The sequence below is a fragment of the Streptococcus suis genome (genome assembly GCF_016743335.1).
In the GTDB taxonomy this organism is placed as follows: Bacteria; Bacillota; Bacilli; order Lactobacillales; family Streptococcaceae; genus Streptococcus; species Streptococcus suis_Y.
The window spans coordinates 1-13,211 of the sequence record NZ_WCJE01000053.1 but is presented as its reverse complement, the minus strand read 5'-3'; the positions used below and the strand labels follow the sequence as shown (position 1 = coordinate 13,211).

At 42.4% G+C, this 13,211-nt stretch carries 11 protein-coding genes and 2 pseudogenes; all 13 read right to left on the bottom strand.

Features of this window, described 5'->3' with window-relative positions; translation table 11 throughout:
* A partial coding sequence (locus F9856_RS10940) for a S1 RNA-binding domain-containing protein (RefSeq protein WP_202106616.1) occupies positions 1–364 on the bottom strand: 364 nt, incomplete at its 3' end.
* 1 nt (position 365) lies between these two features.
* Positions 366–1,766, bottom strand: a complete 1,401-nt coding sequence (locus F9856_RS10935) for a bifunctional Cof-type HAD-IIB family hydrolase/peptidylprolyl isomerase (RefSeq protein WP_202106615.1) — start codon at positions 1,764–1,766, stop codon at positions 366–368.
* 49 nt (positions 1,767–1,815) lie between these two features.
* Positions 1,816–2,457, bottom strand: a complete 642-nt coding sequence (locus tag F9856_RS10930; protein WP_044690104.1) for a response regulator transcription factor — start codon at positions 2,455–2,457, stop codon at positions 1,816–1,818.
* On the bottom strand, positions 2,429–3,445 hold the full coding sequence (locus F9856_RS10925) for a sensor histidine kinase (RefSeq protein ID WP_002937028.1): 1,017 nt from the start codon (positions 3,443–3,445) through the stop codon (positions 2,429–2,431). Before F9856_RS10925 ends, F9856_RS10930 begins: the two co-directional genes overlap by 29 nt.
* Positions 3,442–4,137, bottom strand: coding sequence for a cell wall-active antibiotics response protein LiaF (liaF, locus tag F9856_RS10920; RefSeq protein ID WP_202106614.1), 696 nt, complete (start codon positions 4,135–4,137; stop codon positions 3,442–3,444). Before liaF ends, F9856_RS10925 begins: the two co-directional genes overlap by 4 nt.
* A 392-nt stretch (positions 4,138–4,529) precedes the next feature.
* Positions 4,530–4,994, bottom strand: a pseudogene (locus F9856_RS12420) (PASTA domain-containing protein); the annotation flags it as partial.
* Positions 4,995–6,524, bottom strand: a pseudogene (gene pknB / locus F9856_RS10915) (Stk1 family PASTA domain-containing Ser/Thr kinase); the annotation flags it as partial. It lies immediately after the preceding pseudogene.
* Entirely contained in the window at positions 6,524–7,261 is a 738-nt protein-coding gene (locus tag F9856_RS10910) for a Stp1/IreP family PP2C-type Ser/Thr phosphatase (RefSeq protein ID WP_004194145.1), read from the bottom strand. The gene F9856_RS10910 and the pseudogene pknB, both read right to left, overlap by 1 nt.
* Positions 7,262–7,298: 37 nt before the next feature.
* On the bottom strand, positions 7,299–8,612 hold the full coding sequence (gene rsmB / locus F9856_RS10905) for a 16S rRNA (cytosine(967)-C(5))-methyltransferase RsmB (RefSeq protein ID WP_202106612.1): 1,314 nt from the start codon (positions 8,610–8,612) through the stop codon (positions 7,299–7,301).
* Entirely contained in the window at positions 8,599–9,537 is a 939-nt protein-coding gene (fmt, locus tag F9856_RS10900; protein WP_202106611.1) for a methionyl-tRNA formyltransferase, read from the bottom strand. The genes rsmB and fmt overlap by 14 nt, the downstream gene beginning before the upstream one ends.
* A gap of 131 nt (positions 9,538–9,668) precedes the next feature.
* A complete protein-coding gene (locus F9856_RS10895; RefSeq protein ID WP_202106610.1) occupies positions 9,669–12,062 on the bottom strand; it encodes a primosomal protein N' in 2,394 nt (797 codons plus the stop codon).
* A 70-nt stretch (positions 12,063–12,132) separates the two neighbouring features.
* Entirely contained in the window at positions 12,133–12,447 is a 315-nt protein-coding gene (rpoZ, locus tag F9856_RS10890; protein WP_004195201.1) for a DNA-directed RNA polymerase subunit omega, read from the bottom strand.
* A gap of 32 nt (positions 12,448–12,479) precedes the next feature.
* Positions 12,480–13,100, bottom strand: a complete 621-nt coding sequence (gene gmk / locus F9856_RS10885; protein WP_029174105.1) for a guanylate kinase — start codon at positions 13,098–13,100, stop codon at positions 12,480–12,482.
* Positions 13,101–13,211 lie beyond the last annotated feature (111 nt).

Genomic DNA, 13,211 nt, shown 5'->3' with positions numbered 1-13,211 from the left:
TCTTTTCTTTGTGTTCTTTGAGATAGCCTTTAGCTTCCTCAATCCATTTCGGAAGTTGTTTTGCTAAAGGGGAAAAACCAATTTTATTCCGTTCATTTGTAAAACGATGATGACGCGGAATTTTTTGTTGTTCTTCTTCCAAGGTCCGGATTGATAAACTAGCCTTTTCAGTATATTCATCAAAGTCGACTACCTGTACCAAAACCTCTTGCCCCAATTTTAAATGATCATAAATATTATCAACAAAACCTGTTTTGATTTCCGAGATATGGATTAGGCCCGTTGTCCCATTCTCTAATTGTACAAAGGCTCCATACGGCTGAATGCCCGTTACCGTCCCCTTGAGTTTATCTCCGATTTTCATCTTAATCCTCTATTTCGATGGTCTCAATTACAACATCTTCATGTGGACGATCTGCTGAATCTGTTGCAACCGCTGCTATAGCATCCAAGACGACGAAGGAGTCTTCATCAACTAGATGACCAAACACTGTGTGGCGTTGATCTAGATGTGGTGTCCCGCCATTTTTGATATAGGCTTCTGCAACTTCTTTAGGCCAACCGCCTCGTTCTAATTCTTTCGCATTGTATGGGAAGTTTTGGTTTTGAACGATAAAGAATTGGCTTCCATTTGTATTTGGTCCTGCATTGGCCATTGACAAGGCTCCTCTGAGATTAAAAGCTTCCATTGAAAATTCATCTTCAAACGCAGTACCATAAATAGATTCACCACCCATACCTGTTCCGGTTGGATCGCCACCTTGAATCATAAAGTCTTTAATAATACGATGGAAGATAATTCCGTCATAATAGCCATCTTTAGAAAGAGCTACGAAATTTGCTACAGTTTTGGGTGCAATTTCAGGGAAGAGTTTTACTGTTAACTTACCATGGTTAGTCTTGATATGCGCAACTGGTCCTGTAACATTTTCCAAATCTAATTGCGGGAAATATTTTTCTTTTTCTACCATACCTAATTTCTCCAAGGCATCAAAAATGCCATCTTCTTCTACTTTTTTTGTGATATAATCTGCATGCTTTTGCAATTCTGGATGCGAATGCCCCATAGCGATACTAATTCCTGCATAATCGAATAACTCAATATCGTTGAGTCCATCTCCGAACACTAGGACATTTTCAGGTTTCAGGCCTAGTTTTTCAACAACCTTAGCAACACCAGTTGCTTTGGAAGAGCCTTTTAGCACAATGTCCGATGAAATAGCATCCCAACGAACACTACGCAATTCCGCTTGCAACTCTTCTGGAAGTTCTACTTCGTGACCATCTTTCTCGAAAGTTAGCAATTGGTAGATGTCATTTTCTTTATAAAAAGTTGGGTTTGTTTCCAAACCTTCATAAATCAAGTCAATTACTTGACTAATGCGGTCAGTTCGTGCAGAAAGTGTCCCTTTTTGACTACCAAGCATACCATATTCGATTCCAATTTCTTTAGCCCAATTTAATACAGATTCTACTAAATTTTGGGGCATTGGCTGATGGTACACTACCTGACCTTTGACATCTTCTACGTAGGAGCCGTTAATCATAGCGAAAAAGTCTGGCTTTAAGGCCTTGATTTCTGGCACCAAACCATAAGGCGTTCGTCCTGAAGCAATTCCTGTCAAAATTCCCTTTTCTTTCAGTGATTTGAAAACCTGCTGAATTGATTCAGGAATGTAGCCTGTATTCTTTACACGTAGCGTGTCGTCAATGTCAAAAAAGACTATTTTTATTTTTTTTGCCTTATATCTGAGTTTTGCATCCATATAATTCCACTATCCTTTGGTTGAAAATTAACTAATTTTCATTATACCACTATTGGTCCTCTTGCGCCACCAAACCATGCTGGAAAGCATAAACAACTGCTTGAGTACGATCGCTAACAGCTAGTTTGGATAAGATATTGGAAACATGGGTCTTAACAGTTTTTAGGGAAATGAAAGACTCATCTGCAATTCGTTGATTATCATATCCCTTGGCTAACAGCGTCAAGATTTCGCGTTCACGAGCTGTCAAGTCATCATGTAAAGCTGGGTGGCGTTTATGGTGCTCTACTTTTTTCTCTACTTCTGTCTCAATAGCATATTCTCCAAGAGCTACCTTGCGGATGGCTGCTAAGATTTCGTCAGCACTTGACGTTTTCAACATATAGCCACGAGCTCCTGCTTCCAGCACAGGATAGATTTTCTCATTATCTAGATAGGAAGTCAGGATGACAATCTGCGCTTGCGGCCATTCCTTCAGCAAGGCCAGGGTTGCTTCTACGCCAGTCATCTTGGGCATAACCAAGTCCATCACTATAACATCGGGTTTAACCTCTAACGCTTTAGCCAGACCTTCCTCGCCATCACTAGCTTCTGCAACTACTTCAACATCTGGCTGTAAATTTAAGTAACTTTTCAATCCTAGACGGACCATCTCATGGTCGTCAACCAGCATCACTCGAATCGTATTCATCTTCTTTTCCTTTCAATAGTGGGATACGAATATCAATCGCCACTCCCTTATTTGGAGCTGTGCGAATTTTTATCGTTCCAGCCATGTCTTCAACCCGCTCACGTATGTTTTGAAGACCGTAACTTAATTCATCATCTGCACCTTGTTGGAAGCCGATCCCATCGTCTGTCATTTTCAACTGAAGTTCTGTTTCCTTCTGCAAGAGGTAAACATCCAAATGCTTGGCTTTGGCATGTCGCAAGGTATTACTGATAATTTCTTGCGCAATGCGGAAGAGATGTTCTTCAATTAGTTTCGGTAGTTCCTCTACTTCATGTTGGAAATGAACGATAATATTACTTTTGTCGCTAACTTCACGCAAAATCAGCTCAAAGCCTTCAACCAAGGTTTTACTTTCAAGTTCACTTGGGCGTAGATGTAATAATAGGATGCGTAGGTCTCGTTGGGCAGACTCAATCATGTCTTTCACGAGCATCAGCTGTTCCTGCAAAGTTTCCTGCGGAAGAGTGGATAGATTGGACGATAATCCTGACAAAATCATGCTCGTTGCAAATAACTCTTGACTAACCGTATCATGCAAATCCCTGGCAATCCGTTTCCGTTCTCCCTCAACAATCTCTTCTTTCTTGACTAAATCTTGATTGTCAACCAGCTGTACCTGACGCGTGAGGTTTCTGACCTTATCAGATAACTGGAGCAAGAGCTGATCACTTTCGGTATCTGTTCGAATACTTTTATTCTTCAAGATAGCTTGTAACTTCGTCCGCATAACCTGAGTGGAGGCCAGGCTGACAGTTTGTACCATTACAGCTAGAAAAAGGGTCAAAACAATAACCAGTAGAATGAGAGTAAACACGAGCTGCTCCGTTGAAATCCAGAGCGTAACATCTAGCAATGAATAATTTAAAAGCGGGAGGGTGGAAGCAATCACCACAAAAACAATGAGACAGGCAAACCAGGCGAGGAGTAGGTAGGTACGTTTTCTCATACGCGAACCACCTCCACATCTCCCAGTATATTGTTGGTAACGACTTTTACACGTTTGTGTGATTCTTGATAATCGGGACTATTGATTGCTATACTTTCATTCCGCAAATCCCAATATGATTCACCCAGGAAACTTACTCGTCCATAGATACTAGTTGCTGAAAGTGCGACCTCAACATCAATTGGAACAATAATTTTTGTCCGTCCAAACGTTTTACGAATTACAACAATATTATCTCTGCCAACTAATACAGTCTTATCCAAATCAACTACATCATTGCCAAACAAGCGTACAATGTTAATATCTTCAAAACCAAACCTATCTTGAGAGTGGTCGTGGTTGCCAAACCATCTATTTTTCTCTTTTTGAACCTGTAGAGAATAGTCACTAAAAACAATGTGGGTATATTGGTTTCTCTTTTCATAACGTGAAAAGAAATTAATCAGCATGTACACGACTAGCAGCATAATCCCAATAATGAAGAAGGGATTTAAAACAAAGACCAAAAATAATAGAGATAAGGAGCTGACCAGTAAAACGCTATTAACTTTTCTTCCTAGGAAGTACCAAATGACGAGTAATAAGGTAGAGAAAAGTAGCAGGGTCCGACTGGCCTCATTGGCTACCACGTCAAAGGCTGCCATCGTAAAAATCATACTTTCTATTAGTAGAAAAAATTGAACTTTCCGCATCTTCTCCATCCTTTCTATACTATTGTAACAAAAAATAAGTAAAAGAACTCCATCCAAAGTAGGAAATATAGTCGAATGAATTAGCTTTCAGACAAGGAACTGAGGCGCAGGCTGTACTTGGGTACGGCAAGGCGAAAGTGACGATGTATCAAAGATAATTCAAATGAATATATTAGTTCAAAGCAACGAGATGCAGGCTATACTTGGGTACGGCAAAGTAAATTAACGAAGCAAGCAAAATAAACTGAACATGACTATAAACTATGCAAATCACTCCTAGGCCATCACTCTTGATGGACAGAAGGAAACAATTTTGGCATAAGGGATCGCTCACAAGCTACGCTCTCTAATCAAGAGAAAAAGGTTCGGCATCTGCCCAACCTTATTCATCTTTATCGTCCGCTATCTGTTGAAGTACTTGTGCTGGTGGAACTTCCTGTTGAGGAATCGCTACTGGTGCCGGTCGATGCAACGGAGACATACAAGGTAACTGTTCCATCAATTGTTGCTCCAGCAGCAGGATATTGTCCAATGACGATGTCACTTGTCGTTGAGTAATAGCTTCTATCTTCTTGTTTTTCAATACTTTCCACATTGACGCCTAGCGCTTGTAATTGACTACGTGCCTGTGAATAGGTGTAATTGCCAGATGTTAAATCAGGCATAATCAATTCTTTTCCTTTTGAAACAACTAGATTGATGATAGAACCTTTTGTCAACTCTGTATTGGCAACGGGATCTGTACTGATAACCTGACCCGCAGTAACAGATGAGCTATATTCCTGAGTAATAGTTCCAATACTGAAGCCTGCTGTCTGAAGAATTTGAGTAGCATTCTCCTGAGTTTTTCCAACAACGTTTGGCACAACTTGTGGCGCTACTCCTTTGGAAACGTAAAGGGTAATTTTCGCCCCTTTCTCAGCAGAACTATTTGCTCCTGGATCTGTTTTGATGACAAGTCCTTGGGCAACTTTTTCGCTATATTCTTCTTTTATTGTCACTTGGAAACCAAGAGCCTCCAATTCCTGCCGTGCAGTATCAGAATCCTTATCTGTCACATCTGGAATAGATACCATCGCAGCCGTTGCTACTACAATATCAATCTTACTTCCTTGACGTCTGGTCGTCTTTGCAGCCGGAGAGGTCCGTATTACCAAGCCTTCATCTACAGTCGCTGTCGCTTCTTCTGTGATGTTTCCAACTTCCAATCCTGCCACTTCAATCATTTCTGTAGCTTTTTCAACGGTTTGACCAGACACATCAGGGACTGTAACTGTTCGTGGAGTGTTGAAAAATATGAATCCAGCCGCTATGACTGTTAACAAAATAGCCCCTATCAAGACTTTGTAGCGTGTACGCATACCTGGCCTTGGTTTTGAAACAGGCTTATTTCCCGACTTCGCCACTTCTTTCTTACCAGGCCCCTTATCCGTCGCTGAAACTTGGGCAGAACTATTTGTATGCGGTACTTTCGTTTCAACATTGGCCTGGGAGAGTTTTGGCAAGGTTTTTGTATCAACCTTGTTCCCTTCTAGTTCAACCCTGGGTTCATTCCGACGATCCATGGATAGAGCCGAAGCTAAATCTGCGTACATTTCTGCAACCGACTTATAGCGCTCGTTTAATTTTTTAGCCGTTGCTTTTAGTACAACATTTTCTAAGGCCTGAGGTACGTTGGCATTCTCTTCTCTAACAGATGGGAGAGGTTTTTGGAAATGCTGAAGAGCGATCGTCACAGCACTATCTCCATCATAGGGAATACGCCCCGTCAACATTTCAAAAAGGATGATTCCCATTGCATAAATGTCACTTTGAATGGTCGCTTTCGAACCACGCGCCTGCTCAGGTGAAAGATAGTGAACAGACCCCAACATGGAGTTGGTTTGTGTCAAACTCGTTTCAGCAAAGGCAACTGCAATACCAAAGTCTGTTACTTTAGCGACTCCATTGGAAGTCAAAAGGACGTTCTGAGGTTTCAAATCTCGATGGACAATTCCTCTCGTGTGCGCCATGCGCATAGCAAGGAGAATCTGTCCCATAATTCGCACCGCAACATCGTTGGAGAGTGGTGCATTTTCTTTTATATAACGTTTTAAATCGAGGCCATTGACATATTCCATAGCCAGATACTGTTGACCATCTTCTTCACCGATGTCCGAAATACGAACGATATTGGGATGGTCAAGTTCTGCCATGGCACGCGCTTCACGTTGAAAACGCTGGATAGCAATTTGATCTGTCTGATAGTTGGTCCGAAGAACTTTAACAGCAACCTCTTCTCCATCTAAAATCAAATCTCTTGCTAGGTAAACATCTGCCATACCGCCTCGACCAATTTGCCGAACGATTCGATACCGACCGGCAAAGATCTTACCGATTTGAATCATTACCTAGCCTCCTCCGTAATGTGAAGCAAACCTACTGTAATATTATCTAGACCGCCTGCATTATTGGCAAAACGTACAAGTGTTTCTACCTTGCTTTCAATTGAAACATCACTCAATACAATATCACGAATATCCTCGGTTGGTACCATATTGGTTAAGCCATCGCTGTTAATAAGGACATAATCTCCAACCTCAAGAGTTTTCAAAGCAATGTCTGGTTCAATTGGTTCGGCTTGTCCAATGGACTGCGTTACAATATTTTTTTGAGGATGACGCTGTGCTTCTTCTTCTGTGAGCTGACCAGCTCGAACAAGGGCACCTACCAGCGAATGGTCGTTGGTTAGACGTGTATATTCGCCATCTCTAATCAATCCAACTCGTGAATCTCCAACATGGGCATAGATCATTTGATTGTCGATGACAACAACTGCTTCAAGAGTTGTTCCCATCCCCTTGTATTCTTCTGTCTGTCCAAGTTCATGAATCTTTTGGTTTTCAGCATCAATGATTGCAACCATCCATTCACGGACATCATTCAAGGTCACTAATTGAGTATCAACCCAAGCAGCTCCCAAATCTGTTGCTGCCATTTCACTGGCAATATGGCCGGCACGGTGACCACCCATTCCATCAGCTAACACGACCAAATCAATCCCTGCGCGATTTTTGTAGCGATTGATATAGTCTTGGTTGTTCGAACGTTTCTGTCCTACATCAGTAAGTAATGCAATTTCCATAATTTTTATCGTTGCTAAGCAACTTCCTCCTCTTATTCTAGGATTTTCGTCTAAATTGACCGATGAAAAATCCATCTGTCTTATACTGTTCAGGGGTTATCAACAAGCAACCATCCACCATAATATCTGTTTGAGGGTGTTCTAGTGTCACCTGTTCAAAATTGGGATGGTTTTGCAGAAATTCTTGAATAACCTCTTGGTTTTCCTTAGCAATAATCGTACATGTGCTATAGGTTATTATACCACCAATTTTCAAGCTTTGGCAAACACTGTCCAGTATCTGCAACTGGATAGTCTTTAGAGAATCAAAATCCATCGATGCCTTGTTATAACGAATATCTGGCTTACGGCGGATGAGTCCAATACCTGAACATGGGGCATCCACTAGGATTTTATCAAAGGTATCTGGACCAAATTCCTCATGAACACGACTGGCGTCCAGACCTTTGGTCTCAATCTTATCTTCTAGGCCTAAACGACGTGCGTTTTCTTCAATCAGGTTTAGTTTATGCTCGTATAAATCAAGAGCAATAACTTTACCACTTGTTAAATAGCTGGCCATATGACAGGTTTTTCCACCCGGAGCCGCACAGGCATCCAAGATGATTTCATCTCCTTGAATATCCAAAGTCGGAGCCACCAATTGACTGGTTTCATCTTGAATAGTGATGAGTCCTTCCTTGAAATAATCTGTCCCCGCAAAGTGTCCGTGGGATTTAACCAACCCAACTGGTGATAACTGCGAGTGTTGGGCGCCTAACTCCTCTGCCAATCGCTCCACTTGTTGACCATCTGTCACGCGTACACTGGCCTTATTCCGATCATGTAAGCTTTGGAAAATCTTCTCTGCACGTTCATCGCCATATTCTGCAATCAGGGTTTGGACCAGCCAAACTGGCACAGAATACTGAACGGATAGACGTTTATTTTTTCGTTTGATGTCCGCTGGATTTGGCAAAGTCGATTGACTGATTTTTCGCAAAATGGCATTAACAAATTTGTCAGTTCCAGGCTTTCGCTTGGCAATATTAACTGCCTCATTGACAACTGCGTGGGTAGGCAATTTGTCCAAATATACCAACTGGTAGAGGCTCAACATGAGGAGATAGTAGACCCAAGTGTCCAACTTTTCTCTATCTTCGATAAAATGTGCCAAATACCACTCTAGGGTAATTTTACGAGAAACCGTCCCATAAACCAACTCGGTCGCCAAGCCCTTGTCCTGTGCTGATAAACGAGAAAATTCTAGGGCCTTATTGAGAGCGATGTTCGAGTAAGCACCTTGATCAAAGACTTGTTCCAATACAGATAAGGCTAGACTTCTTGCTGTTTCATGTTTATTGATCACCAAATTGATCTCCTACTGCAATATCTCGACCTGCACCATTCAAAAAGTCTGCAATGGTCATTTTAGGCTTACCAGCAGGCTGGACAGTTTTCAGAGAAAGGGCTCCCTGACCTGTCGCAACGACCAATTCTTTCTTGCTTCGAGCAATGACTTGACCGACTGGACCTGAACCTTCTACTTCGACAGCTTCTTGAATTTTAAAACGTTCCCCTTGCCAATAGGTGTGGGCAACGGGCCACGGGTACATACCGCGAATGTGATTAAATAGTTGACGAGCTGACTTGTTCCAATCAAGCACTTCTTCTTCTGGCTGGATATTTGGTGAGAAGGTTACCTGTTCTGGATTTTGAGCGACTGGTTTCAAGTCACCAGCAATGTAGGCTGGCAAGGTTTGCAATAGCAAATCCCGTCCAACAACAGCCAACTTTTCAAACAAGGTACCAACATTATCCGTTTCTTCAATAGCAATGCTATCGCTAGAAATCATGTCACCAGCATCCATTTCCTTGACCATTTCCATGATGGTTACGCCGGCACGTTCATCACCGTTAATCAAAGCGTAATGGATAGGGGCACCGCCACGGTATTTAGGAAGAAGAGAAGCATGAACATTGACTGCAAAGTCAACTGAGTTCAATAATTTGGTTGGTAGGAATTGCCCAAAAGCTGCCGTCACAATCCCATCTGCTCCTAAATTCATCAGCTCATCCATTTCTTGGCTTCCAGATAGCTTCTCTGGTTGATAGACTGGTAAATTGTATTCCAAGGCTACTTCTTTCACAGGTGTCATTTGGATGACTTTTTTTCGTCCAACAGCTCGGTCAGGCTGGGTTACAACAGCCAGGATTTCATACTGGTCATCCGCCAAAAGACCTTTTAAGACTGTCGCTGAAAATGCTGGTGTTCCCATAAAAATCAACTTTGTCATCTTTGCTTTCTCATCTCCTTTACATTACATCGTTCGTACTTATTCTATTATCCCTTAATTATACCATTTTTGCTTATTTTTTCCTTAATTAAAGGTTCTTAAAACAAAAAAATGCAAGGTCAATAGTGACCTCACATCATATTCTGCGGTTCATTGTCAATAATCAAACGCAAATCTTGATTTTCTCTCTCCTGCGTCCAATCCAAAATCTGATTCAATACCTCTTCCAAACGGTCTTCCTGCCGGTATTTCAAGATGATCTGGTAGTGGTAGAGATTATGGGTTCTGGCAATAGGCTTGGGCGTCGGTCCCAGGATTTGAATTGCATCTGTTAAGTGTTGACGGAGAAAGGCTACAGTTTCATAGGCTTTTTTCACGACAAATTCTTCCGACTTGTGCGAAAAGGTTAGACCAACTGTAAAATAGTAAGGTGGATAGCCAAGATTTTTCCGAATGCCCATCTCATAACGATAGAAACCTTCATAGTCCTGCTCTTTGGCAAAGGCAATGGCATAGTGATTGGGGTTGTAGGTCTGAATCAGGACCTCCCCTTCCTTATCAGCTCGACCAGCCCGACCAGCTACCTGAGTCAGCAACTGGAAGGTTCGCTCAGAAGACCGAAAATCAGGCAAATTCAGAGCCGTATCCGCATTGAGCACGCCAACTAGGGTCACATTTGGAAAATCCAAGCCTTTGGCAATCATCTGAGTTCCTAGAAGAATATCCGCTTCGCCTCGACCAAACCGTTCGAGCAAGTCCTCATGAGCACCTTTTTTCTTGGTGGTATCTACATCCATCCGCAAAATTCGAGCTTCTGGCAAGAGCTCCTGCAATTCATCGTAGGCCTTTTGCGTACCCGTCCCATAATAACGAATAGAACGACTTTGACAGTTTGGACAGGTCTGAGGAATCCCCTTTTGAAAACCACAATAATGGCAATTCATGGTTTTTGTATCCATATGGAGCGTAAGGGAAATATCACAATTGGGACACTGGTCAACGCTACCACAATCACGACACATGACAAAAGAAGAATAACCACGCCGATTCAACATAAGAACGACCTGTTCCTTACGAGCCAATTTTTCTCTTATCTTTTCAATCAGAACAGGGGTAAAATTACTAGCCTCCTGCTGACCGATATAATCACGGAAATCCACAACTTCCACTTCTGGAATACGAGCCAAGGGATTGGCCCTCTGGTTAAGAGTCAGTCTTCCATAGACTCCGCGACTAGCCCGAGCCCGTGTTTCAAGACTCGGCGTAGCAGAACCCAAAACCAGAGTCGCTCGATTATAATCAGCCCGCAACTTTGCCACATCACGCGCATGATAGCGTGGATTACTGTCCTGCTTGTAGGTCGCCTCATGCTCCTCATCAATGATGATAACACCCAAATTGGTCAGAGGGGCAAAAATGGCCGAACGGGCCCCGACAACCACCTGGGCATTTCCCGCCTCAATCTTCCGCCACTCATCGTACTTCTCACCATCAGACAATCCAGAGTGGAGAATGGCAACCTGCTGACCAAAACGAGAAATAAAACGATTGGTCATCTGAGGGGTCAAGGAAATTTCAGGCACCAGCATGATGGCCGTTTTCCCCATTTTCAAGACCCTATCAATAACCTGGAGATAGACTTCCGTCTTCCCAGAACCTGTCACTCCTTGCAGTAGAAATGTCTGACTTTCCTGACCGATAGAGGCCACAATCTCCCGAACCGCAATCGCCTGCTCTGGATTCAAATCCAAGGCCTGCGTTTTTTCTACCTTATCAAAAACACCCTGAGTCCGCGACACTTCCTCTTCCCAGACTTCTATATAGCCTTTTTCTTGGAAATAGCGGAGCGTATCAGCTGAATAGTCCGATTTTAGGTTTGAAAGGAGCTGGTCTTCAGGATGAGTCAAAAGAAATTCTCTTAATTGCTGCCGTTTTTTAGCCCGATTGCTGATGTCTGCATCTTGCAATTTATCTAGACAAACCCGGTACCATTTTTCTGTCTTGATTTGCTTTTTATCCTTGGCCACATAGTCAACCAAGATTTTTCCAGACTGGGTCAGACGCATAATTTTCCCTTGCTCTTTCACGTCTAAGTCAGAAAAACGAATCTGCTCCTTATCACCGAACAGACTGACCTGCTCTGCCATTTCCAAGCCATTCCCCGGTCTGAGTAATTTGTCATAGGTGGAATTGAGAAGACTTGGCAACATGGATTTTAAGAGGGTAATTTTGTAGGAGAAAACCGACTTCCTCATCTGGTCAGCTAACCAAAATTGCTCTTGATTGAGAACAGGACTATAATCCAAAACCTCGGCAAGCTCTTTCAAATCCTGCAAGTCAGACGCATCATCATCTTCATCAACCAATGCTACTACAATCCCTTGAATCAACCGATTTCCCTTACCAAAGGGGACATGGACTCGTACACCAACCATAAGCCCCTCTTCCAACTCAGCAGGAATCCGATAAGAATAAGCTTGATCAGTCTGCATCAAGGGGACGTCTACAATAACCTGTGCTAACATAGGACCTCCTTTCTTTCAATGTTCATAAGTGAAAAGAAACCCGGATGGCAATCCCAACCGAGTCTTGTTTCTAAATCTTTTCGCCTTCTTCTTTTTCTTTAGCGATTTGTTCTTTGATTTTCTTCTCTTCTTCTTCTGCCAGACGTTTCGCTTCTTCCGCACGGCGACGAACTGCCTCACGTTTTGCTTCTGGATCTGGGTGGATAACCACATTGCCAGATTCAATTTCTTCCAAGGCACGAAGGGTTGATTTTACTGAAGTAAATTCTTGAGTTGGCTTTGCGCCAGCTTCTAATTCATGGGCACGTTTTGCCTCAAGAATGACCAAGGAATACTTAGATGGTACCTTGTCCAACAAGGTATCGATAGATGGTTTCAACATCATAGTTCTATTCTCTACTTTCTATTAAGGTTCTATTACTTGTTCACATCACGAATCATTTCGTCATAACGACCGATTACGCGATCGACACGGAAATGCTCTGCTTCGATAATACGCTTGACACGCTCAGCTGCCAAAGGAACTTCATCATTGACAACCGCATAATCATACTCACGCATCAAGGCAATCTCTTCCTTGGCACGTTCGATACGTTGCGCAATGACTTCCTCACTGTCTGTCCCACGACCAACCAAGCGATCTTGCAACTCCTCCAAGTCAGGTGGTGTCAAGAAAATAAACACCCCATCTGGAACCTTTTTCTTCACTTGTAGGGCACCCTGTACTTCAATTTCTAAAAAGACATCAATTCCCTTATCAAGAGTTTCATTGACATAGGTCAGAGGTGTTCCATAGTAATTTCCAACGTACTCTGCATATTCCAACATCTGACCCTGGCGAATCAAATCTTCAAATTCCTCACGACTACGGAAGAAATAGTCAACACCATCAACTTCTCCCGGTCTCTGTGGACGTGTCGTCATGGATACAGAATATTCAAATTTATTATCAGAGCTTTCAAAAATTTCCTTTCGAACTGTTCCTTTTCCAACACCAGATGGGCCAGAAAAGACAATGAGTAAGCCTCGCTCTTTCATGATATCTCCTTTAAAATCTTTCATTCTAGTGTAACAAAAATCCCTAGGAATTTCAACTGATTTTAAATGAGCAGGGTATTTTTTCAAACAAAAAGGGAGCTGATTGGGCTC